21 protein-coding genes are annotated in these 23,745 nt (G+C 60.6%); 6 read left to right on the forward strand and 15 right to left on the reverse strand.

All coding sequences use genetic code 11. The features are described 5' to 3' along the window. From FBY12_RS02800 to FBY12_RS02825, 6 genes are all read right to left on the reverse strand, one after another. A complete protein-coding gene (locus FBY12_RS02800; RefSeq protein ID WP_145250933.1) occupies nt 1-1,488 on the reverse strand; it encodes an amidohydrolase family protein in 1,488 nt (495 codons plus the stop codon). After that, nucleotides 1,485-2,672, reverse strand: coding sequence for an amidohydrolase family protein (locus FBY12_RS02805; RefSeq protein WP_145250936.1), 1,188 nt, complete (start codon nt 2,670-2,672; stop codon nt 1,485-1,487). The genes FBY12_RS02800 and FBY12_RS02805 overlap by 4 nt, the downstream gene beginning before the upstream one ends. 512 nt (nt 2,673-3,184) lie before the next feature. After that, nucleotides 3,185-4,237, reverse strand: coding sequence for an extracellular solute-binding protein (locus FBY12_RS02810; protein WP_121734313.1), 1,053 nt, complete (start codon nt 4,235-4,237; stop codon nt 3,185-3,187). Nucleotides 4,238-4,254: 17 nt separating this feature from the next. After that, on the reverse strand, nt 4,255-5,043 hold the full coding sequence (locus tag FBY12_RS02815) for an ABC transporter permease (protein WP_008031524.1): 789 nt from the start codon (nt 5,041-5,043) through the stop codon (nt 4,255-4,257). Beyond that, complete coding sequence (locus FBY12_RS02820) at nt 5,040-5,957, reverse strand: ABC transporter permease (RefSeq protein ID WP_145250939.1); 918 nt, start codon at nt 5,955-5,957, stop codon at nt 5,040-5,042. Before FBY12_RS02820 ends, FBY12_RS02815 begins: the two co-directional genes overlap by 4 nt. 1 nt (nt 5,958) lies before the next feature. Then, on the reverse strand, nt 5,959-7,044 hold the full coding sequence (locus tag FBY12_RS02825; RefSeq protein ID WP_121734316.1) for an ABC transporter ATP-binding protein: 1,086 nt from the start codon (nt 7,042-7,044) through the stop codon (nt 5,959-5,961). A 140-nt stretch (nt 7,045-7,184) separates the two neighbouring features. On the opposite strand from FBY12_RS02825, the gene FBY12_RS02830 reads away from it, so the two are divergent. From FBY12_RS02830 to FBY12_RS02840, 3 genes are all read left to right on the forward strand, one after another. Beyond that, entirely contained in the window at nt 7,185-7,874 is a 690-nt protein-coding gene (locus FBY12_RS02830) for a GntR family transcriptional regulator (protein ID WP_121734317.1), read from the forward strand. A 181-nt stretch (nt 7,875-8,055) separates the two neighbouring features. Next, nucleotides 8,056-10,167 carry a PAS domain-containing sensor histidine kinase gene (locus FBY12_RS02835; RefSeq protein WP_145250942.1) on the forward strand — a complete coding sequence of 704 codons (2,112 nt, stop codon included), beginning with the start codon at nt 8,056-8,058 and terminating at the stop codon, nt 10,165-10,167. 228 nt (nt 10,168-10,395) lie between these two features. After that, nucleotides 10,396-13,026: an excinuclease ABC subunit UvrA gene (locus FBY12_RS02840; protein WP_145250945.1), complete on the forward strand. Its 2,631-nt coding sequence runs from the start codon at nt 10,396-10,398 to the stop codon at nt 13,024-13,026. Between the two features lie 818 nt (nt 13,027-13,844). On the opposite strand, the gene FBY12_RS02845 is transcribed toward FBY12_RS02840, so the two are convergent. Genes FBY12_RS02845 through FBY12_RS02870 form a run of 6 tightly spaced genes read right to left on the reverse strand, consistent with a single transcriptional unit; the run spans nt 13,845 to nt 19,278 of the window. After that, nucleotides 13,845-15,788 carry a response regulator gene (locus FBY12_RS02845; protein WP_121734320.1) on the reverse strand — a complete coding sequence of 648 codons (1,944 nt, stop codon included), beginning with the start codon at nt 15,786-15,788 and terminating at the stop codon, nt 13,845-13,847. Next, entirely contained in the window at nt 15,778-16,665 is an 888-nt protein-coding gene (locus FBY12_RS02850; protein WP_145250948.1) for a sensor histidine kinase KdpD, read from the reverse strand. The genes FBY12_RS02845 and FBY12_RS02850 overlap by 11 nt, the downstream gene beginning before the upstream one ends. Then, nucleotides 16,658-17,662: an ATP-binding protein gene (locus tag FBY12_RS02855; RefSeq protein WP_145252296.1), complete on the reverse strand. Its 1,005-nt coding sequence runs from the start codon at nt 17,660-17,662 to the stop codon at nt 16,658-16,660. Before FBY12_RS02855 ends, FBY12_RS02850 begins: the two co-directional genes overlap by 8 nt. Beyond that, nucleotides 17,659-18,063, reverse strand: a complete 405-nt coding sequence (locus tag FBY12_RS02860) for an anti-sigma regulatory factor (protein WP_121757438.1) — start codon at nt 18,061-18,063, stop codon at nt 17,659-17,661. Before FBY12_RS02860 ends, FBY12_RS02855 begins: the two co-directional genes overlap by 4 nt. Beyond that, a complete protein-coding gene (locus FBY12_RS02865) occupies nt 18,060-18,422 on the reverse strand; it encodes an STAS domain-containing protein (protein ID WP_121734322.1) in 363 nt (120 codons plus the stop codon). The genes FBY12_RS02860 and FBY12_RS02865 overlap by 4 nt, the downstream gene beginning before the upstream one ends. 4 nt (nt 18,423-18,426) lie before the next feature. After that, entirely contained in the window at nt 18,427-19,278 is an 852-nt protein-coding gene (locus FBY12_RS02870; protein WP_145250951.1) for an STAS domain-containing protein, read from the reverse strand. Nucleotides 19,279-19,544: 266 nt separating this feature from the next. Here FBY12_RS02870 and FBY12_RS02875 point away from each other — a divergent pair, with 266 nt between their 5' ends. After that, entirely contained in the window at nt 19,545-19,868 is a 324-nt protein-coding gene (locus FBY12_RS02875) for a hypothetical protein (protein ID WP_145250954.1), read from the forward strand. A gap of 75 nt (nt 19,869-19,943) precedes the next feature. On the opposite strand, the gene FBY12_RS02880 is transcribed toward FBY12_RS02875, so the two are convergent. After that, complete coding sequence (locus tag FBY12_RS02880) at nt 19,944-20,465, reverse strand: DUF4142 domain-containing protein (protein ID WP_121734325.1); 522 nt, start codon at nt 20,463-20,465, stop codon at nt 19,944-19,946. Between the two features lie 217 nt (nt 20,466-20,682). Here FBY12_RS02880 and FBY12_RS02885 point away from each other — a divergent pair, with 217 nt between their 5' ends. Then, complete coding sequence (locus FBY12_RS02885; RefSeq protein WP_145250957.1) at nt 20,683-20,925, forward strand: DUF465 domain-containing protein; 243 nt, start codon at nt 20,683-20,685, stop codon at nt 20,923-20,925. A 103-nt stretch (nt 20,926-21,028) separates the two neighbouring features. Then, nucleotides 21,029-21,286 carry a hypothetical protein gene (locus FBY12_RS02890; RefSeq protein ID WP_145250960.1) on the forward strand — a complete coding sequence of 86 codons (258 nt, stop codon included), beginning with the start codon at nt 21,029-21,031 and terminating at the stop codon, nt 21,284-21,286. A 147-nt stretch (nt 21,287-21,433) separates the two neighbouring features. Here the strand turns inward: FBY12_RS02890 and FBY12_RS02895 are convergent, their stop codons facing one another. Both FBY12_RS02895 and FBY12_RS02900 read right to left on the reverse strand, forming a co-directional pair. Then, on the reverse strand, nt 21,434-22,513 hold the full coding sequence (locus FBY12_RS02895) for an SMP-30/gluconolactonase/LRE family protein (RefSeq protein WP_145250963.1): 1,080 nt from the start codon (nt 22,511-22,513) through the stop codon (nt 21,434-21,436). Then, complete coding sequence (locus tag FBY12_RS02900; protein ID WP_145250966.1) at nt 22,510-23,655, reverse strand: SRPBCC family protein; 1,146 nt, start codon at nt 23,653-23,655, stop codon at nt 22,510-22,512. The genes FBY12_RS02895 and FBY12_RS02900 overlap by 4 nt, the downstream gene beginning before the upstream one ends. Nucleotides 23,656-23,745 lie beyond the last annotated feature (90 nt).

Genomic DNA, 23,745 nt, shown 5'->3' on the forward strand with positions numbered 1-23,745 from the left:
TTAAAGCAGGGGATCAATCGCGCACAGCGGCGCGTCTGCGCTGTAGTCATCGGCGAACGGGATCGCCGGTTTGAACAGGGTTTTCCAGTCCGGTTGGCCAAACGCCCGAGCACTGTGGCTGCGCATCAGTTTTTCGAATTGGCGTTGCGCCTGACGTTGCAACGCCGGGTAATCGACGCCGTGCACCTGACCGTCCTGCATCACGCAGCGACCGTCGATGTAACTGGCGATGCAGTCGTCACCGCGCCCGGCGAGCACGAGGTTTTTCAGTGGGTCGAACAGTGGCCCGAGGTGCTGGCCGCGCAGGCTGAACACGGTGATATCAGCCTTGGCCCCCGGCGCCAGGCGTCCGAGGTCATCGCGGCGCAAAGCCTTGGCGCCGCCGAGCGTGGCGGCGTTGTACAGGTCCAGCGTGCTGGTCAGGGTGTTGCCGCCCTCCATCAACCGGGCGATGTTCAAGCCGTGGCGCATGTTCTCCAGCAAGTCCGCCGGCCAGGTATCGGTGCCCAGCGCAAAGTTGATGCCCTTGGCGCGATAACGGCCGAAAGAGTTCAGCGCCTCGCCATCACGGGCGAACACCAGCGGGCAATGCACCAGGCTTGCGCCGCCGTTCACCACGCGCTGAAGGTCTGCCTCGCCGTCGGTGTAAATGCCGTGGGGCAGCAGGCTGCGCGGGGTCAGCAAGTCCAGTTGCTCGAGCCAGGCCAGCGGTGAAACGCCGCGCAATTGCTTGACCATCGCCACTTCGTCCAAGCCCTGGCAGCAGTGCAAACGCATCGGTGCATTCAGTTCGCGGCTCAGCGCGGCGGTGCGTTGCAGCAGCGCCGGGGTGCAGGTCTGGATGCGATCCGGGAGCAGGGCGCCCCGAATCAAGCCGTCGTGGGCGCCGTCGAAATCCTGAAAAAACCGCGCCGCTGCTTGCAGTCCGGCGAGGCCGCGAGTTTCGTCCCAGTGATGACCGAGAGTGCCGTCGGCGCGCCAATAACTCATGCCGCTCATGTAGCAAGGCCCGAGGTAAGTGCGCAGGCCCAACTCGCCCGCGACAGCGGCCACTGCCGCGAACTCGTCATAAGTTTCTGCCCATTCGCGGTAGTACATCGAGGTGATCGGCATCGCCGTGGTGATGCCGTTGCGGATCAGTTGCGTGAAGGCGTAACGGTACTTGAAGCGCTCTTCGTCGGCGGTGTAACTCTCGCGCGGACCGGCCGCCAGATAGTCTTCGGACCCCATGCGGCCCATGCCGCGCTCGTCACCGTTGTCGAGGGTCAGCACCGTCGAATCGAGATCGCCGAGGGCGTCGAGGTCGATGAAACCGGGGCCGATCAACGCATTGCCGTAGTCGATCCATTGATCCACCGGGCCGGGGTAATTGCGCCCGACAAACTCGATACGCGAACCGCCGAACACCACTTCGCCGTCGCGCCACAACACATGCTGCGTGCCGTCGAACCCGACTACGCAAGCGGCTTTCAGGCCAATGCGCTTCACAAGCGACTGTCCAGCAAACGGCCGGCCGTGGCGATCAGCCGCCCGCGGCGATAAACCTCGCGCAGAGGACGTGAAACCACCGCTTCGCCCAAGGTCTGCACGGGCATCAGCAAAAAGTCTGCCGGGCAGCCGATGTCCACGCCATAAGCCTCGCAGCCCAATGCCCGCGCACCGTTTACGCTGGCGGCGTCGAAGGCTGCTGCCAGTTCTTCGTCCTTGTTCAGGTCAAACCGGAACGCCAAAAGCATCGCGCGTTCGAGCATGTCGCCGTTGCCCATCGGCGACCAGGCATCGCGGATGCCGTCCGAGCCCAGGCACACGTTGACCCCGGCTGCGCGCAGGGCGAGGTACGGCGGCACCGCGCAATCGGCCGGCGCGGAACTCATCAGCGAAATGCGCAGCGCTGCGAGGCGCTCGGCCACCGGTTGCACCTGGCTCCACGGCAACATGCCGAGGCAATAGGCGTGACTGATCATCACCCGGCCCTGAAGCCCGAAACGTTCGGTGTAGTCGGCGATCAATTTGATTTGCCACAGGCCCAATTCACCTTTGTCGTGCAGGTGAATGTCGACGCCGCGCTGGAATTCGCTGGCGAGCTTGAAGACAAAATCGAGCTGGGCGATGGGGTCATTGTCGATGCCGCACGGGTCGAGGCCGCCGACGTTTTCGACGCCGAGCGCCATGGCGTCGCGCATCAGTTCGGCGGTGCCGGGGCGGCTGATCAGCCCGGTTTGGGGGAACACCACCAGTTGCAAGTCGATGAGGTCGCGATAGCGTTCGCGCAGTTGTTGCAGGGCTTCGACGTGGCGCAGTCCGAATTCCGGATCGATGTCGACGTGGCAACGCAGGGTCATCGAGCCACGGGCGATGCAGTTTTCCAGCAGCGCGCCGGCGCGTTGGGCGATGGGTGTTTCGACTTCGCGCAGGACGTTGCGCTCGTTGGCGATGTAATCCTTGAGCGTCGGCCCGGCGCTGTTTGGCCGCCAGGGTTGGCCCCAGAGGGTTTTGTCGAGGTGGACGTGGCTTTCCACCAGCGCCGGGGTCAGCAGTTGGTGTTGGCCGTCGATATCAGTGGCCGCCAGCGGTGCAGCGGACGCCGGACGGCGGTCTTTGAACAGGCCGTTTTCGATCAGCAAATCCTCGGCAGGAGCGCCGTAGGGGCGGACGTTGCGGAGCCAGGTCATTTTTTACCTCTGAATAGTTGGTGTTGGGGCGGGCCTCATCGCGAGCAGGCTCACTCCCACAGGGTTTGTGTGTTGCCCAAGGGCCGTGTGAACAACCCAATACCCTTGTAGGAGTGAGCCTGCTCGCGATGGCCGTTATGCGGTGTCAGTTCGGGCCTCATCGCGAGCAAGCTCGGCTCCCACATTGGTTTTGTGTTGCCCATGGGCTGTGTGAACAACCCAATACCCTTGTGGGAGCGAGCTTGCTCGCGATGGCCGTTATGCGGTGTCTGTTCGGGCCTCATCGCGAGCAGGCTCACTCCTACAGGGGTTTTTTGTTGACCATGGGCTGTGTGAACAACCCAATACCCTTGTGGGAGCGAACTTGCTCGCGATGGCCGTTATGCGGTGTCAGTTCGGGCCTCATCGCGGGCAAGCCTCGCTCCTACAGGGGGTTTGTGTTGACCATGGATTGTGTGAACAACCCAATACCCTTGCTCGCGATGTTCGCGCCTCGGTTCAAAGCCTGCCGATCAACCCTTGAGCTTCGACCAGATCCGGTCTTGTAGCTCGCGCGCCTTGTTGCTGCATTCTTTTTCCGGGCGCAGGCGCGAGGCGAATTCGTCGGGCATGTTGATCGCGTCCATGACTTTCCATTTGGCATCGAGCAATTGGTCGCTCTGAATCCCGTTGGCGTAGGCAATCGCGTTCGATACGGCGGCGGCGTTTTCCGGTTTCATCATCCAGTCGATGAAAATCTTCGCGTTGCCAGGGTGCGGCGCGCTTTTCGGTACGGCGAAATTGTCCTGGAACATCGCCAGGCCTTCGCGCGGATACACGTACTTGATGCTGCTCTTCTGCAACGTCGCGCGGGCGGTCGAACCGTTCCAGTTCTGCATCATGATCACCTCGCCCGAGGCCATGCGGTCGACGGTGTTGTCCGAGCTGTACATCTTCAGATGCGGTTTCTGCTTTTGCAGCAGCTCCAGAATGCGCTTGGCGTCCTGCGGGTTTTCCGTGCATTCGTCGACGTTCAAATAATGGCTGGCGGCGTTGATCACGCTGCTGGACGTGTCCAGCGCGGCGAGTTGCCCTTCGAGCTCTTTGCGCGGTTCGAAAAACTCCTTCCACGAATCGTCGAGCTTGCCGCCCGGCACCCGCGCACTGTCATAGGAAAACCCGGTAGTGCCCCACAGATACGGTGCTGAAAACTTGCGGCCAGGGTCGAAACTCGGGTCGCGGAACGCCGGCTTCACGTACTGGAAATTCGCCAGCGACGGCGCGTCGATTTCCAGCAGCAAATCCTGCTTGATCAAGGTTTGCATGATCGATTGCGACGGCACGATCACGTCATACGCGGCGCCACCAGCCTGCAACTTGGCGAGCAGGGTTTCGTTGCTGTCGTAGCCGTCCATGGTGACTTTGATCCCGGTTTCCTTTTCGAACTTGGCCAGCAAATCCACCGGGTAATAGTCGGTCCAGTTGTAGAAAAACAGTTCTTTGGGTTCGGCAGCCTGGACGCTGAATGCGGTGAAGCAACTCAGGGCCAGACCAGAAATAGCCAAACGCAGGGTTTTCACTTTCATAAAAGAGCTCCAGGTTTTTATTGGTTTTTGCCGCGCTGTCCCAGCCAGAAAGCCAACACCACCAGCACGATGGAAATCACCAGCATCAGGGTCGAGATCGCGTTGATCTCCGGGGTCACGCCAGCCTTGATCGCCGAGAAGATGTACACCGGCAACGTCGTCGAACCGGGGCCGGCGACGAAGAACGTCATGATGAAATCGTCGAGGCTGACCACAAACGCCAGCACCGAACCGGACAACACCGCCGGCCACAGCAGCGGCAGCGTCACCCGGCGAAACACCTGCCACGGATTGGCGTACAGGTCGTTCGCCGCTTCCAGCAGACTTTTGTCCAGATCATTCAGGCGCGCGCGAATCGGCAGGTAAGCGAAGGGAATGCAGAAGCCGACATGCGCGACGATCACCGTCAGCAAACCGAGCTTGATCCCCAGCGCCATGAACAGCAGCAAGGTCGCCACCGCCGTGACGATTTCCGGCAGGATCAGCGGCAGGTTGATCCCGCCCTCGACCATTTTCTGCCCATAGAACGGCCGGTAAGTCGCCAGTGCCGCGAGCAGCGCAATCGCCGTGGCGCAGACCGTGGCGATGCTGGCGACGATGATCGAATTCAGCGCGGCGGTCTGGATCGACGGGTTGGCGAGAATCCTCCCGTACCAGGCAAACGAGAACTCGGTCCACACCGTCGCCGAGCGATTGGCGTTGAAGCTGTAGGCGATCAGCACAAAGATCGGCACGTACAGATAGGCGAGGATCAACAGGCTGACTTCACGTGTCAGCGGCAGTTTTTTCAGGTGCAAAGCGATCATGACGTGGCTCCCCGACGAAGTGTCTTGCTAGCGCGGCGGCTATACAGCGCGTAGAGCACCAGTGACACCAACAGAATCCCCAGCAACAGGAACGACAGCGAGCTGCCCAGCGGCCAGTTGCGTGCGGTGCCGAATTGCTGCTGGATCAGGTTGCCGATCATCAGCGTCTTGCCGCCGCCGAGAATCGCCGGGGTGATGAACGCACCGAGGCTCGGCACAAATACCAGCAGCGCGCCGGCAATCACGCCCGGCATCGACAGCGGCAAAATGATCCGCTTCAGCGCGTGCCAGCGATTGGCGCCGAGGTCGTAGGCGGCTTCCACCAGACGCCAGTCGAGTTTTTCCAGGGTCGAGTAAATCGGCAGAATCATGAACGGCAGAAAGCTGTAGACCAGCCCGACACTGACCGCGAAGTCGTTGTAGAGCAGGGTGATGCCACCGGCCTGCGGCAACAGCGCATTCAGGCTCTGGGCGACCCAGCCCTGTTCGCGGAGGATGATCAGCCAGGCGTAGTTGCGGATCAGCAGGTTGGTCCAGAACGGAATGGTGATCAGCAACACCATCAAATTGCGTCGGCGCGGAGTCAGGCTGCTCATCCATAACGCCACCGGAAAACCGAACAGGAAACACAGCAGCGTCGTGCCGCCAGCCTGAAACACCGAACGCAACAGGGCTTGGGCGTAGACCCAATTGAGCTCCAGTTCACCGTCGAAACCTTCCTGGAAAAACAGCTGCACGTAACTGTGCAATTGCCAATCGGCCTGCCAGTCGACGCCGCCGTAAACGTTGCGCGGCAGCAGGCTGATGTAACCCATGATGCCCAGCGGAATGGCGATCAACGCGAGCAATGTCAAAACCACCGGGCTGAGCAACAGCGCGCGGTTGAGGGCGGGAGAAGTGCTGCTGACGCTCATCTCAGGCCTCCATCAACAGGCAGGCGTGCGGCGGCAGATTGACCGCGACGCGATCGCCGACGACCCGGCCACGGTTCAGGCCTTCGTTGTTTTCGCGCAACATGACTTTGATGTCGTTGTTCAAGCGGCATTGATAGAGCGTCGCGGTGCCGACATACAACACGGCTTCGATCACCCCGCGCAGGTGATGCGGCTGCGTCGGCTCGACCAGCTGCGAACGCTCCGGGCGAAATGCCAATTGCACTGCCGCGCCGTCAAAACCGTGGGCCGGGCAGGGGATTTCCACCGGCATGCCGTTCGGCACAAAGAGTTTTTCGTTGTGCTGACCGCGCTTGAGGTGGCCGGGGAGGAAATTGATGTCGCCGATAAACTGCGCGACGAACTGATGGTTGGGGCGTTCGTAAATGTCGTTCGGCGTGCCGATCTGCAGGATCTTGCCGGCGGACATTACCGCGATGCGATCGGAAAGCGTCAGCGCTTCTTCCTGATCGTGGGTGACAAAAATGAAAGTGATCCCGGCTTCCTTCTGCACGCGCTTGAGTTCGACCTGCATTTCTTTGCGCAACTTGAGGTCGAGCGCTGACAGCGGTTCATCCAGCAACAGCACTTTCGGTTTCGGCGCCAAGGCCCGCGCCAACGCCACGCGTTGCTGCTGACCGCCGGACAGTTCCGCCGGTTTGCGCCGGGCCAGGTGTTGCATTTGCACCAGCGCGAGCATTTCATCGACCCGCTGCGGTATCGACTTGTGATCAAGACCCTGCATCTCGAGGCCGAAGGCGATATTCTGCGCGACACTCATGTGCGGAAACAGCGCGTAACTCTGGAACACCGTGTTGACCCGCCGCTTGAACGGCGGCAGATGGTTGACCGGTTCGCCCGCCAGACGAATCTCGCCATCGCTGACGTGTTCGAAACCGGCGATGGTGCGCAGCAAAGTGGTTTTGCCGCAGCCGGACGGGCCGAGCAGGGTGAAGAATTCGTTGTCGGCAATGTCCACGGACACATTGTCGAGGGCGGGCGCCAGCCCTGGGTCGTCGGAATAGCGCTTGGAAACGTTACGCACTTCAATGGCTATCGGCTGAACCATAATGGTGCAATCCTCTAATTATTGTATGCAATGTTTGGATGCAATTTAGAAATAGCCGGATTAATCTGCTCTTGCAAGCCCCTTTTTCAATGGCTGATCAACGCCAGGGGTGGATTGCACTGGGCCAAAGGAGCGGGGAAATGGTCGAGAAAAAACTGGAAACCACGGTCGACCGTGTCTACCAAGGGGTTTACGAGGCGATCAGCAAGCGTTCGCTGCGTCCGGGGATGAAACTCGGCGAGGCGTCGCTGGCGCAGTTATTTAATGTCAGCCGCACGTCGGTTCGTGCTGCACTCAAGCAATTGGAGGCCGATGGGCTGGTCACCACCGAGCCCAATAAAGGTGCGTCGGTGTCGTTGCCCAGCGATGAAGAAATTCGTTCGCTGTTTGAAACCCGGCGGCTGGTCGAGATCGGCATCGTCAGCGAACTGTGCCGTCGCCGCGATACCGCAGTGACCCAGGACCTGCGCGATCACCTGTTGCTGGAAGATCAGGCACACCGCAGCGGCGATCATGAACGGCTGATTCATCTGCTCGGCGAGTTCCACATCAAACTGGCGCGCAGCCTGAATAATCCAGTGCTGCTTGACTGGTTCCAGAAGCTGATTTCGCGCGCCTCGCTGTACGCCGCAGCGCTGGACGACGACAGCCACGAGGTGTGCCGCGACGATGAGCATTTGCGCCTGATCGAGTACATCGAGGCTGGCAACCAGAGCGCCGCCATCGAACTGACCTGCATGCATTTGAATGGCATCGAGAAAGCCATTCTGGATGTCGCCGCCACATTGAAAACTGGCTACCATCCGCTCAAACATTTGATCGAGGTTTAGTCGGCAGCCGCCACCAGACCTGTAGCAGCTGCCGAGCCCCAGCGAGACTGCGTCCGCAGTCACCGCCACTCGATGACCGGCAGCTCCTGCGAAATCTTCGCTCAGCTATAACTCTATGAAACCATTGGCACTCAACGTGCTCGAACCCAACGGGCGTCACCACAGGACACAGAGTCAGTCGATGCAGTTTCTTTCCGATAACCACGGTTGTGTTGGCTGGAATGGCGAAATGGCCGGGCGCATCTGTGCGTACGACTGGAGCCAGACCGAGCTTGGACACATTGATCAATGGCCGCGCAGCCTGAGCAGTACGGTGCAGTTGATGCTCGCGTCGCCATTGCCGATGGTGATGCTCTGGGGTCGGCTCGGCTACATGATCTACAACGATGCGTATTCGGTGTTTGCGGGCGGGCGCCACCCTTATCTGTTGGGCTCGCCAGTTGAACTGGGCTGGCCGGAAGTCGCCGACTTCAACCGCCACGTGGTCGATACCTGCCTGGCGGGCGGCACGTTGTCCTACCGCAGCAAAGAGCTGGAATTGCTCCGCGACGGCATTCCGGAACAAGTCTGGATGGACCTCTATTACAGCCCGGTGGCCGACGATGAAGGACGGCCCGGCGGGGTCATGGCAATGGTGGTCGAGACCACCGCGCATGTGATTTCCGAGCGCCGCCGCCAGGCTGCAGAGGATGCTTACCGTGCCGATAACGAACGCGTGCGCCTGGCGCTGAATGCCGGTGCGTTGATCGGCTCGTTTGTCTGGGATCTCGAGGCCGATGTGCTGTCCGGCGACGAGCGTTTTGCCCGGACGTTCTCTTACCCTGCCGAATACGAACTGGCCAACCTGCCGTCGTATATCGCCGAGTCGCGAATTCACCCCGATGACCTCAGTTGGGTGCGCGAACGGGTCGAGCAAGCAGTGAAAACCGGCGCGCCGTACAACGCCGAATACCGCGTGATGCGCCCCGACGGCAGCTATCTGTGGGTGCTCGCCAGCGGCTGTTGCGAGTTCAACGAAAAGGGCCGGGCGTTTCGCTTTCCAGGCGTGTTGATCGACATTCACGAACGCAAGACCGCCGAAGAATCGCTGCTCAAGTTCACCCGCAATCTCGAAGAGCGTGTGGCCAACGAAGTCGGCGCGCGGCTGGCGGCAGAGGAACAGCTGCGCCAGTCGCAGAAACTGGAAGCGATTGGCGGCCTCACCGGTGGCGTCGCCCATGACTTCAATAACCTGCTGCAAGTGATCGCCGGCAACCTGCACCTGCTCGCTCGGCATGAACCGGACAACGCCAACGTGCAGCGTCGGGTCAAAGCCTCGATTGCTGCGGTCGAGCGCGGCGCCAAGCTGTCCTCGCAACTGCTCGCGTTCGCCCGCCGCCAACCGCTGTCGCCGGCGGTGTGTGACCCACGGAAAATCTTCGACGGCCTCGAAGAATTGATGCAGCGCGCGCTCGGCGAAACCATCCAGATCAATGTGAATATCGTCGATGAGCCGTGGCGCCTGCACGTCGATCGCAACCAACTGGAAAACGCCATCCTCAATCTGGCGATCAACGCCCGCGACGCCATGCGCGGCGAGGGCACGATTGACTTGAGCGCAGAAAATATCGCCCTCGACCGGCAGTTCTGCGCCGGTAAAGGCATTGTCGCCGGCGATTATGTGCGCGTCGCGGTGCAAGACACCGGCAGCGGCATGTCGCCCGAGGTGCTGGCGCAGGCCTTCGAACCGTTCTTCACCACCAAGGCTGACGGCCAGGGCACCGGGCTCGGCTTGAGCATGGTTTTCGGTTTCGTCAAACAGAGCGGCGGCCACATCGAGATGTCCAGCGTGCCCGGCGAAGGCACGCGCGTGCAGATGTACTTCCCGCGCAGCTTGCGCGCGTTGCCGGGTGAAACGGCATTGCCGACCGCACAGCAGCGCGGCGGGCATGAAACGGTTCTGGTGGTCGAGGACAACGAAGCGGTGCGCGTCTCGGTGGTCGAATTGCTGCGCGAAGAGGGTTATCAGGTGCTCACCGCGAGCAACGGCGACATCGCAATGCAAATGTTGCTGGAAGGTTTGGTCGTTGACCTGATCTTCACCGACGTGGTCATGCCCGGGCTGATCAAGAGTTCCGACCTGGCGGCGTGGGCCAAAGTGCAAAACCCGCAAGTGGCGGTGCTGTTCACCTCCGGGCATACGCGCGACATCATTTCGCGCAATCACCAATTGAGCCCGGACACGCACCTGCTCAGCAAACCCTACGGCCCCGAAGCACTGACGCAGATGGTCCGCGCCGTCCTCAATGGCTGACACATAACTGTGTAGGAGCATGGCTTGCCCGCGAAGGCGTCATTTCAGTCGACATCCAAGGTGACTGTGAAGACGCCTTCGCGGGCAAGCATCGCTCCTACAGGTTTTTGTGCTCGTGCCTGGAGGTGGTGTCTGTGCGCAACGTCGATTTCAATCGCACGATCGCGGCCGAGTCCTGTCCGTATCGTTATCGCGTTCAAAAAACACATCTGTAATTAAGGCTGGCCCATGACTTCAAAGCGCACCGCAACCCCTTCCTCCGGCATGGTCAGGGTGCGTGGCGCCCGGGAGCACAACCTCAAGAACGTCGACGTGGATATCCCGCGTGATGCTTTGGTGGTGTTCACCGGCGTGTCCGGATCGGGCAAATCGTCGCTGGCCTTTTCAACCCTGTACGCCGAGGCGCAGCGGCGCTATTTCGAGTCGGTGGCGCCGTATGCGCGGCGCCTGATCGATCAGGTCGGCGTGCCGGATGTCGATTCCATCGAAGGCTTGCCGCCCGCCGTGGCCCTGCAACAGCAGCGCGGCACGCCGAGTACGCGTTCGTCGGTGGGCAGCGTCACCACGTTGTCGAGCCTGATCCGCATGCTGTACTCGCGCGCCGGCAGTTACCCGCCGGGGCAGGCGATGTTGTACGCCGAGGACTTTTCGCCGAACACCCCGCAAGGCGCCTGCCCCGAATGTCATGGATTGGGCCGCGTCTATGAAGTGACCGAAGCGTTGATGGTCCCGGACCCGAACCTGACCATCCGTCAACGCGCCATCGCTTCCTGGCCGCTGGCGTGGCAAGGGCAAAACCTGCGCGACATCCTTGTGACCATGGGCATCGACGTCGATATCCCGTGGCGCAAACTGCCGAAAAAGCAGCGCGACTGGATTCTCTTCACCGACGAATCGCCGACGGTACCGGTGTACGCCGGGCTTACACCGGAAGAAACCAAAGTCGCCCTGCAGCGCAAAATGGAGCCAAGTTACCAAGGCACCTTTACCGGCGCTCGGCGCTACATCCTGCACACCTTCAGCCATTCGCAAAGCGCGTTGATGAAGAAGCGCGTTTCGCAGTTCATGCTCGGCAGCCCGTGCCCGTTGTGCGAGGGCAAACGCCTGAAGCGTGAAGCGTTGTCGGTGACGTTTGCCGGTTTCGACATCGGCGAGCTGTCGCAAATGACCTTGTTGCAAGTCGCTGAAGTACTGCGGCCAGTGGCGGCGCACAGTTACCTCGAACAGGCGGATGAACCCGGCGAGGTGCTCAGTCACAGCCAGACACGAGAGGCCCGCGAGCAGCGCGTCGCCCACGGTGGCAGTGGCCACGCGAACGCGCCGGACGTGCGTCATACGCCGAACCTGTCGGTGGAGAAACGTCTGGCGGCGCAGCGCATCGCCCAGGATTTGCTGGAGCGGGTCAGCACGTTGACGGACTTGGGGCTCGGATATTTGTCGCTGGAGCGCAGCACGCCGACGTTGTCGTCCGGCGAGTTGCAGCGCCTGCGCTTGGCGACGCAATTGGGTTCACAGTTGTTCGGCGTGATTTATGTGTTGGACGAACCGTCGGCCGGTTTGCATCCGGCGGACGGCGAGGCGCTGTTCGAAGCCTTGCAGCGTTTGAAAGCGGCGGGCAACACGCTGTTTGTGGTCGAGCATGATCTGGAAACCATGCGCCGCGCCGATTGGCTGATTGATGTCGGCCCGGCGGCTGGCGAGCACGGTGGGCGCATTCTCTACAGCGGGCCGCCGCCGGGTTTGGCGGAGATTTCCGACTCGCAGACCCGCGCCTATTTGTTCGCTGAAGAGGTGGGTAAAAAGCGCGTTATTCGCAAGCCGACTGGCTGGCTGAAGCTTGAAGGGATCACGCGCAACAACCTGAATAATTTGAGTGCCGAGTTTCCTTTGGGTTGTTTTACCTCGGTGACCGGAGTTTCCGGTTCTGGCAAGTCGAGTCTGGTCAGCCAGGCGTTGCTGGAGTTGGTCGGCGCGCATCTGGGGCGGTCGGCGAATGCTGGCGAAACTGAAGAATTGAGCCTTGAAGATGACGCGCCGCAGGTCAGTGGCGGTCAGGTGACGGCGGGGCTGGAGTCGATCAAGCGTTTGGTGCAAGTCGATCAGAAACCCATTGGTCGCACGCCGCGCTCGAATCTGGCGACCTACACCGGGCTGTTCGACAACGTGCGCAAGCTGTATGCGGCGACGCCAGAGGCGCAGGCCGAGGGGTATGACGCCGGGCAGTTTTCCTTCAACGTTGCCAAGGGCCGTTGCCCAACGTGTGAGGGCGAGGGTTTTGTCAGTGTCGAGTTGCTGTTTATGCCGAGCGTGTATGCGCCGTGCCCGACGTGTCACGGCGCCCGTTATAACCCGCAGACGCTGGCGATCACCTGGCAGGGCTTGAGCATTGCGCAGGTGTTGCAGTTGACCGTGGATGAGGCGGTGACGGTGTTTGCCGAGCAGCCGGGTATTCGTCGTTCGCTGGAAGTGCTGCGCGATATTGGTTTGGGTTATTTGCGCCTGGGGCAGCCGGCGACGGAGTTGTCGGGCGGTGAAGCGCAGCGGATCAAATTGGCGACTGAGCTGCAACGCAATCAGCGTGGCGCGACGTTGTATGTGCTGGATGAGCCGACCACCGGGCTGCATCCGCGCGACGTCGATCGGTTGCTGGAACAGCTGGATACGCTGGTCACGGGCGGGCACACGGTGATCGTCGTCGAGCACGAAATGCGCGTGGTCGCGCAGAGCGACTGGGTGATCGACATCGGGCCGGGGGCAGGGGATCAGGGCGGCAAAATCGTCGTGGCCGGCACCCCGCAAACCGTGGCAAAAAACAAAAAAAGCCGCACCGCACCATTCCTGGCCAAAGTGCTTGGATGATTGATGGCGTCTGCGCTGGCCCCATCGCGAGCAGGCTCACTCCCACAGGGGATTTGAGTTCGGCACAGATGCTGTGTCGGGCGCGAATCCCTGTGGGAGCAAGGCTTGCCCGCGATGAGGCCGTGTCAGCCAGATCATTTCTTAATGACCCACCGCGATCGCGAGCAAGCTCGGCTCCCACAGGGATTTGGGTTGGGCACAAATGCTTGGGTAAACAGGGATCCCTCAGGTTTTTGGGTTGGGCACTAATGCTGTGTCGGGCGCGAATCCCTGTGGGAGCAAGGCTTGCCCGCGATGAGGCCGTGTCAGGCAGATCATTTCTCAATGACCCACCGCGATCGCGAGCAAGCTCAGCTCCCACAGGGATTTGGGTTGGGCGCGGATGCTTGGGTAAACAGGGATCCCACATGTTTTTGGGTTGGGCACTAATGCTGTGTCGGGCGCGAATCCCTGTGGGAGCAAGGCTTGCCCGCGATGAGGCCGTGTCAGCCAGATCATTTCTTAATGACCCACCGCCATCGCGAGCAAGCTCAGGTCCCACAGGTTTTATGTTGGGCACAGATGCTTTGGTAAACAGGGATCCCATAGGGTTTGTGTTGGGCACAAATGCTTGGGTAAACAGGATTACCACATGTTTTTGGGTTGGGCACTAATGCTGTGTCGGGCGCGAATCCCTGTGGGAGCAAGGCTTGCCCGCGATGAGGCCGTCACTGGCGACATCTCTCTATCGACTGACCCACCGCCATCGCGAGCAAGCTCAGCTCCTACAGGTTTTGGGTTGATTCCTTGTGGGAGTGAGCCTGCTCGCGATGGCGCCGTCAGGTGCCGTCGAGGCTGCGGCGGACTTTTTCCAGGAGTTCGCTGATCTGGAAGGGTTTGACCAGCATGTCCATGCCTTCGCCGAGGAAGACTTGGCGGTTGAGGGCGTTTTCGGCGTAGCCGGTCATGAACAGGATCGGCAGGGCTTCGCGCCAGCCGCGCGCGACGTCTGCCAGTTCGCGGCCGCTCATGCGGGGCAGGCCGACGTCGGTGAGCATCAGGTCGATGGTCAAGTCGGTCTGCAAGCGCTCCAGTGCCGTTTCGATATCGCCGACCTGGGTGCAACGATAACCGGCATCGGCCAGCACCTCGGCGACGAACATACGCACCGACGGCATGTCTTCGACAATCAACACATGCTCGCCTGCGCCCTGAGAATCGACCACCACCGGCTCGACTACCTCCATCAGCGGGTCAGCACTGGCCGGCAACATGATCGTCACTTCCGTGCCGCGCCGCGCGACGCTGCGGATGTGCGCATCGCCGCCGGACTGGCGGGCGAAACCGTAAATGGTCGAGAGCCCCAACCCGGTGCCCTGGCCCAATGGTTTGGTGGTAAAAAACGGGTCGAACACCTTATCGATCACGCTGTGTTCAATGCCGGTGCCATCGTCGCGCACGGCCAGCGCAACGTACGCGCCGTCAGTCATGTTCGGGTCGCCGTGCGAGTAAGCGGCGTAAGTGCTGACCCAGATATTGCCGCCCTGCGGCAACGCATCGCGGGCGTTGATCACCAGATTGAGCACCGCACTTTCCAGCTGAATCGGATCGACCAGGGCAATCGCCGCTTTGTTGGTCAGTTCCAGCTTCAGCGCAATCCGTTCGCCAATTGTGCGCACCAGCAATTCCTCCAGCGAACGCACATGTTCGTTGATGTCGACTGGGCGCGTGTCCAAAGGTTGTTGACGAGCAAACGCCAACAGACGATGGGTCAGCGCGGCGGCGCTCATTGCCGAGTTCAGCGCCGCTTCGGCGTAGAACTGCACCTTGTCCAGACGCGAATCGCTGACCCGTTTCTGAATCAACTCCAGGCTGGTAATGATGCCCGTGAGCAAATTATTGAAGTCGTGAGCAATGCCCCCGGTCAACTTGCCCAAAGCGTCCATTTTCTGCACTTGCAGCAGTTGCGCCTCGGTGCGCGCGCGTTCGGCGACTTCCTTGGCCAGTTGCGTAGTGGCATCGTCGAGACGCGCCAGGTGCGAGCGTTCGCGATGGCGATGTTCGGTGACGTCCTCGACAAACACCAGGCTCAATTCCGGCGTGCGATACGGCGAAATCTGCCACTCGGTCTCGCGCTCCTGACCTTCGACGCGCATGTTCAGCGTGCCTTTCCAGCGCTCGCCGTAAGCCAGGCGCAGGCGCAGTTCATCAATCACCGCGCCCTGATCGTCGGCGAAACATTCACGCAGCGTGTCCGGGTCGAGGTTTTCCTGAATCAGCTGAGCAAACGCGTGGTTGCATTCGTGGACTTTCAGCGTCGCGTCCATCACCGCGATAGGTGCCGAGACATTGGTGAAGATCTCGCGAAACCGCGCCTCGCTCTCGCGCAGCGCGTTCTCGGTATCGCGCACTCGCAGCAGGGTGCGCAAGGTCGCCAACAGCACGTCCGGGTCCACCGGGTGAATCAAATAAGCGTCGGCGCCCGCGTCGAGGCCGGTGATGATGTCGCCGGTCTGGATCGAGGCTGCCGACACGTGGATCACCGGGAGCAGGGCGGTGGCGGCTTCGGCGCGCAGTTTGCGCACGATGTCGAAGCCGCTCATGTCCGGCAGGTTGACGTCGAGGATCAGCGCGTCGATCCGTTCGCTGTCGATCAGCGCCAGGCCGTCGCCGCCGGTGCCGGCTTCAAGGATTGCGTAACCGTGGCTTTCCAGGCGCCGGCGCAGGGCGTAGCGGGTGGCGACGTTGTCATCGACGATCAACAAGCGGATGTCACGCTTCATCGGCGGGCTCCCCAGGAATGGCCAGCGGGATGATCACAAAAAAGGTCGAGCCAGTGCCCGGCGTGCTCTGCACCCCGACCTCGCCACCGAGGAGCGCGGCGAAGCGTTTGCACAGCGACAAGCCTAGCCCGGTGCCGCGCAAGCGTTTCTGCAAAGGTGAGTCGACCTGCGAAAAGTCCTCGAACAATGCGCCATGTAGCTCCGGGGCGATACCTATTCCTGTATCGGTGACGGCGAAGCGGATGTAATCGCCGTCTTCGAGCCGCGCCGAAACCCGCACTTCACCGCGTGTGGTGAACTTCAGCGAGTTGGAAATGAAGTTGCGCAGGATCTGCGCGAGTTTCTTGTCATCGGTAAACAGCCGTGGAATGCCCACCGGTTCTTCGAAAATCAGATCCACCGCGCCGCCATCGACAATCGGCCGGAACATCCCGCGCAACGCCGAGAACAGGTCGAACATGTCGAACCAGCCCGGCGAGATAGTGATGCGCCCGGCTTCAATCTTCGCCAGGTCGAGCAGGTCGTCGACCATGTCGCTCAACTCGCGCGCGGCACCGCTGACGAACGCCACTTGTTTGTGCTGTTCGCTGCTCAGCGGCCCGTCGAGTTCATCGGTGAGCAGCCCGGTGATGCTAAGGATCGAGCCCAGCGGGGTGCGGAATTCATGGCTCATGTACGACAGGAAACGGCTTTTCAGGTCCGATGCCTGGCGCAATTGATCGGCCTGCTGATCCAGCTCGGCGTACAGCGCCAAAACGCCCTGATTGGTCTCGTCCAACTCTTCACGCAGGGCGTTGGCTTCGCTCTGCAACTGCGCGATCAGCGCCGCTTGTTCATCGGGCGTCAGGTTCGGCGTCAGGTTCGGTGAATCAGCCATGGGCGGCCTCCAGAGCCACGACCAGCACCGTGACGTCGTCGCGTCCACGGCAAAAGTCGCGGTGCAAAATGGCGGCAATCACGGCGGGATGGCGGTGCACCAGGCCGGGGTAATCTTGCAGGTTCCAACGGGACTGCAGGCCGTCGCTGTACATGATCAATAACTGTCCGTTCACGTGAGCATAGTCAAAGGGTTGGGCTTTCCGGTATTGGCCACCGACGATCCCGGGATGCGAGGCCAGGCCACGGGACTTGTCCGGGGCAATCAGGCAGGCGCCGATGTTACCGATGCCGACGAATTTCAGCGAGTCGCCATCAAATTGAGCAATCGCCAATGCGCCGCCACGCGAACCGATCATCGCCCGATGAATGTCTTCCAGCAGCAATACCGGTGAGGCAAACGGCGTCAGTGCGTAGGTCTGCTCGCCGGCGCGCGCGCCGCGTTCGGCTTCTTCGCCATGGCCCAAACCGTCGATGACCAATGCGCTGATACTGGCGCCATCAAAGGCCAGGTGAAACACGTCACCGCACGCCGGGTCATCGTGCAAAGAGTGCTGGCTGATGCCGACGCGGCGGTCCGGTGCCTTGTCGTTGCGCGGATAGAAACGCGTCAACAGCACGGTGCCGCGCGAATCGGCGTGCACGTCGAACACGTCAGCCTGCCGCGACATGGCGCCGAGGCCGATGCCTTGGGTGCCACGGGTGGAAAAGCCGTCGGTCAGGCACGCTTGCACGTCGAAACCGCCGGCGCGATCAATCGCGAGGATTTCGATTCCAGCGCCCACCGCGCGGGGCAATACCCGCAGGTGCAATTCGCCACGCGCCGCGTGTTTGAGAATGTTGCTGGCGAGTTCCGTCACCACCAGTGCGACGCGTCCGGCATCGGTAGCGTCGAAGCCGTGCTGCTCGGCGAGCTGTTGCGCGGTGCGGCGGGCGTGGCCGATCTGGCTGCTGTCTTCGATCGGCAAAACCCGCGTCAGGGTGCCCCCAATATTCATGTCCATCGGGTAATCGTTATGCGCGTGCCCTTGCCGGGCTCGGTTTCCAGTTCGAACTCTTCGACCAGACGCCGGGCGCCGGTCAGGCCCAAACCGAGACCACCGCCGGAGGTCCAGCCGTCGGTCATCGCCAGTTTCAGATCGGGGATGCCCGGCCCTTCGTCACGGAACACCAGACGCAAACCGGTACGGCCACTCTCCTCGAGAATTTCCCAATCCATGTCGCCGCCACCGCCATAGACCATGGTGTTACGCGCCAGCTCGCTGACCGCCGTCACCATTTTGGTCAGGTCGATCAGGCGCATGCCGCATTCCTGGGCGAGCTTGCGCGCGGTCTGGCGGGCCAGCACCACGTCTTGCTCGATCTGGATCGGTTGGCTGCCACTGCTGCGCACGCTCATTGTTCGCGTACTCGTTCCTGCAGCAGTTTCATCCCCCGCTCGACGTTCAGCGCAGTGCTGACGCCGGGCAAGGTCATGCCGAGTTCGACCAGGGTAATGGCCACGGCGGGCTGCATGCCGACCAATACTGTCTCGGCGTCCATGATTTTCGACAGACCGGAAATGGTGCCGATCATCCGGCCGATAAACGAATCGACCATGTCCAGCGCCGAAATGTCGATCAGTACGCCGCGCGCGGAGATTTGGCTGATGCGCTCGGACAGGTCGTCTTGCAGAGTCAGGGCCAACTGGTCATGCATGTCGACCTGAATGGTCACCAGCAAAAAGCCGCCCATTTGTAGGATCGGGATGCGTTCCATGGCCTCATACCGCCTTGCTGACGGTAATTCCCAAGCGGGTCAGCGCCAGTTTCAGGGCGTCGGCCAGGTTGGCCTTGGTCACCACGCCTTGCAGGTCGAGGCCCAGGTGCACGATGGTTTGCGCGATTTGCGGACGCACGCCACTGATGATGCAGTCAGCGCCCATCAGGCGAATCGCGGTCACGGTTTTCAGCAGGTGCTGCGCGACCAGAGTATCGACGGTCGGCACGCCGGTGATGTCGATGATGGCGATTTCCGAACCGGTGTCGACGATGCGTTGCAGCAGCGATTCCATGACCACTTGGGTGCGTTGCGAATCCAGTGTGCCGATCATCGGCAGCGCCAGCACGCCGTCCCACAACTTGACCACCGGGGTCGACAGCTCCAGCAGTTCTTCCTGCTGACGCTTGATCACCGCTTCACGGGATTTCTGGAAGGTGCGGATGGTGTGCATGCCCAGCGCATCGAGCAGCTCGGACACTTCCCAGAGTTGTTCGCCGAGCTGCGCTGGATTATTGCTGTAGAGGTTTTGCAGCAGGCTGAACACCGGACCCTTGAGGGAGAAAATGAAGCTGGCGGTCTGTTGCGAATCCTGGCCGAGCAGGGCGCGGCTGTGGGAGAGTTTTTCGAGAAACTGACGAATCTCGTCCCAGGCCGGCGCGGCGATGTTCTGGCCATTGCCTTGCTCAAGGCCGGAAATCACCAATTGCAGAAACTCGGACATCTGTTGCTTGAGGTCCTGTTCCTTGAGATTGCGCGTCGCGCCATTGGCTTCGAGGCCTTTGGTCCATTCGGCAAGCAGTTGCGATTGTTGTGTTTTCATCGCTTCAAGCGTGCTGGTTTGCAGTGCTGCCATGTGTGTCGACTCCCAATAGGTCTGCACCGATTCCCCAAATTACGATCGGCGCAAATCAGTGACATTTGTGGTGTGAATTAGTTGTTAGCGGGCGCAAGGATATTTTTATCCTGAGCAGAACTCTAGTAGTCACTGCACAAGGCTGCGATCTTTTATCAGTGAGCATGGCGCTGTCCATTCAATTTGAACCCTGCGGCAACAATGGCTTCCTATTTTCAAGGCCTGACAGTTTTGGCCGCGCATGTGAATTGACGAGCGAGGTACTTATGAAAGACCAGTCTCAGCAACAGGATCAGGGCGGGGCACCTATTGACCGCAATGACCCGGCGATCGACCCGCAAGTGCCGGGGGATGGGGCTCCGGGCAACGACCAGAGCCGCGATCAAGGCGTCGATCAGAACCGCGATCAAAGCGGCGATCAAAGCGGCAATGAAAATACTGCCGAACCGGAAAGCGCCGACAGCGAAGTCGATCAGAAAAACGTTCACAACGATAACGACAATGAGTTCAGCCCCGGTTTCAAACCCGACCCCGATCGGCCATCGCCGGGTGAAGACACTGATGCCGATATTGATACTGATGGCGGCTGATAACAGACACAAAAAACCGCATCCATTGGATGCGGTTTTTTTTATGCGGTTGTTTATGCAGCTGTTTAAACGGTGTTACTTGCTTGGGTGTTTGGCTTGCAGTTCTTTCGCTGCGGTCAGGTGTTTTTCCAGCGCCGGCAGCATTTTCTGGGCAAAACCTTTCAGCTCGGTGGCACCGGCCTTTTTATCGTCGGTGACTGTTTCAGCTTCTTTCTTAAACAGCGCGATGGTTTCTTCGTGGGCCTTCACCTGATTATTGGCATAGGCCGCATCGAACGATTCGTCGCGCATATCGAGGATTTTTTCCTTGGCTTGCTTGACCAGCGTGGTGTCGTCCGGCACCTCGATGTCATGCTTGTTCGCCAGGGCTTTGAGTTCTGCGTTCGCCTCGGTGTGATCTTTGATCATCATGTTGGCGAAGGCTTTGATGTCTGCCGATGAACTCTTTTCCAGAGCCAATTTGCTGGTTTCGATCTCGGCAATGCCGCCAGCGGCTGCGTTGTCGACAAAATCATTGGAAGTGGCAGCAAAAGCAGTACCCATGCCGGTGCTCAGGGCAACAGCGAGGGCGAGGTGGCGCAGGTTAAATCCGTCCATTGGTTCATCTCCACACAGGTTTTTAGAAGCGATCAAGTGACCGTTATGTAATGGAGGCTGACGGGCGACGAAAGGTTTTATCGCAAATGCAAAACGACGACGAACGGACACCGCTGGTCTGACAGCAGGTCGACAGAAGCAGGTAACCGAGGCCATTCTGATGGTTGGCGAACGCAAGTGACCGCGTTTGCTGCCGATCAATAAACGGAGGTGTTCCATGCCGGTGCCACACGATCTTTATCAGGATTTAAAGATTTCCAAGGAAGATATCCAGCAAAAACGCACCAAGGATCCGTTACTGGATTCACTGATCAACAAGTACTCGCAGGCTGATGCCGAGGTGGTCAAGGCTGAAACCGCACAGTCGGACGCGCCAAGTGACGACGCTCTGAAAAAGCTCAAGGAGCGGCGTTTCCAGGTCAAAGAGAAAATTGTTCAGCAGCTTCAGGCCTCGTCCTGACCACCGACGACTGGTGACTGAATAATTGGAACGGCGCTCAGGCGCGGCACCTCGAAAGTACAGAGTCTTCCATCCCCGACTCACTTTTCAGAGGTGCCATCCAATGACTGATCCACGGTTTTCCAACGAAAAATTCCCCAGCGAACAGCAGGGCGGTTACGACCCGATTCCAACCCATCCAGAACCGCTGAGCCCCGGTCGCACCACCGTCAACCCCGAGGACGAGCCGGGGATCGACGAGCTGCCGAACAACGAAGGCGCCAAGCCGCTGGAGCAAAGCGACGGCACCGACCTCGATCCGGAACGCGTGCGCGAAGAAACCAACAACGCCGAGCACGATAACCAGATCAATCCGCGCTGATCGCAAAACACTTGCGGGCTCCAACCCCAAAATTCCCCGAACCCGTAGGAGCGAGGCTTGCCCGCGAAGGCGTCTTTTCAGTCAACCTCTATGGCGACTTTGAAGACGCCTTCGCGGGCAAGCCTCGCTCCTACAAAGGCCGGGGGGTTATTGCAGGGCTTTGCTTAGCGGCAAGCGCACCATGTGCTGCGCTTTCAGCGAGCCGAAATACAACCACTCGCCATACTCGCGCACCGTGGTAATCGGCGAGTAATTGCCGTCGCTCGCGTCCTGCAGATTGGCAATGACCTTGCCGTCCAGATCCAACCCCAAAGCAAACCCACGCTTCTCAATCGGTTTAGGCAATACGGTCATCGCCCGCGCGATCATCTTGCGCAGAAACGGGTGCGGCGCCGTCGCATCGAGCAGCGCATTGCGCGGCGCATACAGCGCCACCCAGAACCGATCGCGACCGTTGAACGCGAGGTTGTCCGGCATCCCCGGCAAGTTATCGATAAACACATCGTGGGTGCCGGCCTTCGGTCCGCTCAGCCAATATCGGCTGATGCGATAGGCGCCTGTTTCATTGACCAGCACATACGCATCGTCCGGCCCCAGCGTCACGCCGTTGGCGAACTCGAGTTTCTCCAGCAGCACCTCGGTCTTGCCGCTCTGGAAGTCATAACGCAGCAAACGCCCGTCGCCGCCATGCTCGATGATCGCCGCGCCGTCCTTACCGTAACCCCAGCGGCTCGACGCATCGCTGAAGTAGGCGTAATGCCCGGACTTGTCGATGGCCACGTCATCGGTAAAACCGAAAGGCACACCGTTGGCCTCGGTGGTCAATGGAATGACCTGGCCCAGCGCGTCCAGCGACAGCAAACCCTTGAGCCCGTCAGCGATCACCAGCATGCCGTTGGGATGCCGCGCGAGGCCCAGCGGCCGGCCGCCAGTGTCGGTCAGCAGGGTGCGGGTTTTGCCATCGAGGCTGCTGCGGATCACTCGGCCATCGTGCAGGCCGGTGATCAGCGCACCCTCTTCGAGCAGCAACGCCTCCGGCCCGTCGATATCCGCCGCGCCAATGCGCTCGACGTCCTTGAGGCGTTGATTGTCGGCGTAGACGCCGCTGACCATCGACGGCGCCGGTGCTGGCGTCCACGCCAGCGGATGAACCTTGGTCGGCATCAGCAGTAAAAACCCGCCAATGACGACGATCAGCACCACTGCAAATCTGAGGACTGATCTCACGCGCTCACTCCCGCAGCAGCAACGTGTGCTTGCGCACGGTCGCGCAACGCCGCCAGCGACGCTGCCGATTCTCGTTCGATGCGGCGCTTGAGCACTAGTTGATTGGCAATGCGCATGCCCAGGCTACTGAACTGATAATCCAGCGTGCGCACGAAACGCGTGCCGTCGCCCTCGGCGTCGCACTGGTAAGTCAGCATCAGCGACAACCCGTGATCGCCCCGCGCCCGCGCGCTCCAGCGGCGCCCCGGCAGGTATTCTTCGACGTCCCAGCTCAGATGGCCGTCGCGGCCGCCGGCGCGAATATCCTCCTCGAAACGCGCGCCGGCATGCAGCGGGCCGGCGTCGCCGTCGACCTTCAGCGACGACGGATGCCACTCCGGCCAACGGCTCACGGTGCTGGCGTAGGCGAGCACGGCAATCGGATTGGCGGCAATCACGATCTGATGTTGCATGCGGGTCATGGGCGTTCTCGTCGGGTGCGGGTGGGCGTGCTCCGGTTCCCAGTAAAGGGTGCCGAACAGGTAATCCATCAGGGGAAAAACGATATTGAAATTACGCTCCTGCATCAGTTCACGACGATGATGCAGTTCATGCAGGCGGCGCATCTGCCGAATCCACGGCAACCGTGTGACCGGATTGCGCGGCGGCAAATGCTCGCAAGCATGGAACACTTCGTAGAGCAGGTAACCGAGAACCATGCAACCACCGAACAGGCCGGCAACGTTGGTATTGATCAGCGATAACAGCCACCACAGCGGCAGGGTGAAGACCAGCGTGTGCACCACGATCAGCCAAGCCGGGAACAGAATCACTCGCCAGTCGCGGGCGTTGTCGTAGGTCATGTGGCCCGGCGCGAAGAAGCTGTGATGGTCGCCGGCATGCCGCGCGTAGAACATCCGCGCGAAACTCTTTTTGTGATGCCCCAAGTGCCGATGCACGCTGTACACGGCGAAGTTGAACAACAGCAATGTCAGCGGCACCGCCAGCCATTCCAGTGGCTGAACCTGCTGCACGGTGCGCCAGAATCCGCCTATCGCCAGCACGCCAAACAGCAGCACAAACGCGCCGTGCAGCCACGGGTTATAGAAACGATGGATGTCGGCGCGGTAGCGGCTGCGAAATGCCTGGGTGGTCTGCCTCACTGCAATCACCTGTGCTTTTTTGTGGTGACAGCAGATTAGCCGATTCGCGCGTATTAGCTGGCCGAACCTTGAGGACACAAACGCCATGCT

It is taken from the genome of Pseudomonas sp. SJZ131, from assembly GCF_007828705.1.
In the GTDB taxonomy this organism is placed as follows: Bacteria; Pseudomonadota; Gammaproteobacteria; order Pseudomonadales; family Pseudomonadaceae; genus Aquipseudomonas; species Aquipseudomonas prosekii.

What these genes read in the sequence shown, in the direction of transcription:
- FBY12_RS02805 (WP_145250936.1), bottom strand. Translation starts at nt 2,672, where the DNA reads ATGACCTGGCTCCGCAACGTCCGCCCCTACGGCGCTCCTGCCGAGGAT.
- FBY12_RS02810 (WP_121734313.1), bottom strand. Translation starts at nt 4,237, where the DNA reads ATGAAAGTGAAAACCCTGCGTTTGGCTATTTCTGGTCTGGCCCTGAGT.
- FBY12_RS02815 (WP_008031524.1), bottom strand. Translation starts at nt 5,043, where the DNA reads ATGATCGCTTTGCACCTGAAAAAACTGCCGCTGACACGTGAAGTCAGC.
- FBY12_RS02820 (WP_145250939.1), bottom strand. Translation starts at nt 5,957, where the DNA reads ATGAGCGTCAGCAGCACTTCTCCCGCCCTCAACCGCGCGCTGTTGCTC.
- FBY12_RS02825 (WP_121734316.1), bottom strand. Translation starts at nt 7,044, where the DNA reads ATGGTTCAGCCGATAGCCATTGAAGTGCGTAACGTTTCCAAGCGCTAT.
- FBY12_RS02830 (WP_121734317.1), top strand. Translation starts at nt 7,185, where the DNA reads ATGGTCGAGAAAAAACTGGAAACCACGGTCGACCGTGTCTACCAAGGG.
- FBY12_RS02835 (WP_145250942.1), top strand. Translation starts at nt 8,056, where the DNA reads ATGCAGTTTCTTTCCGATAACCACGGTTGTGTTGGCTGGAATGGCGAA.
- FBY12_RS02840 (WP_145250945.1), top strand. Translation starts at nt 10,396, where the DNA reads ATGACTTCAAAGCGCACCGCAACCCCTTCCTCCGGCATGGTCAGGGTG.
- FBY12_RS02845 (WP_121734320.1), bottom strand. Translation starts at nt 15,788, where the DNA reads ATGAAGCGTGACATCCGCTTGTTGATCGTCGATGACAACGTCGCCACC.
- FBY12_RS02850 (WP_145250948.1), bottom strand. Translation starts at nt 16,665, where the DNA reads ATGGCTGATTCACCGAACCTGACGCCGAACCTGACGCCCGATGAACAA.
- FBY12_RS02855 (WP_145252296.1), bottom strand. Translation starts at nt 17,662, where the DNA reads ATGAATATTGGGGGCACCCTGACGCGGGTTTTGCCGATCGAAGACAGC.
- FBY12_RS02860 (WP_121757438.1), bottom strand. Translation starts at nt 18,063, where the DNA reads ATGAGCGTGCGCAGCAGTGGCAGCCAACCGATCCAGATCGAGCAAGAC.
- FBY12_RS02865 (WP_121734322.1), bottom strand. Translation starts at nt 18,422, where the DNA reads ATGGAACGCATCCCGATCCTACAAATGGGCGGCTTTTTGCTGGTGACC.
- FBY12_RS02870 (WP_145250951.1), bottom strand. Translation starts at nt 19,278, where the DNA reads ATGGCAGCACTGCAAACCAGCACGCTTGAAGCGATGAAAACACAACAA.
- FBY12_RS02875 (WP_145250954.1), top strand. Translation starts at nt 19,545, where the DNA reads ATGAAAGACCAGTCTCAGCAACAGGATCAGGGCGGGGCACCTATTGAC.
- FBY12_RS02880 (WP_121734325.1), bottom strand. Translation starts at nt 20,465, where the DNA reads ATGGACGGATTTAACCTGCGCCACCTCGCCCTCGCTGTTGCCCTGAGC.
- FBY12_RS02885 (WP_145250957.1), top strand. Translation starts at nt 20,683, where the DNA reads ATGCCGGTGCCACACGATCTTTATCAGGATTTAAAGATTTCCAAGGAA.
- FBY12_RS02890 (WP_145250960.1), top strand. Translation starts at nt 21,029, where the DNA reads ATGACTGATCCACGGTTTTCCAACGAAAAATTCCCCAGCGAACAGCAG.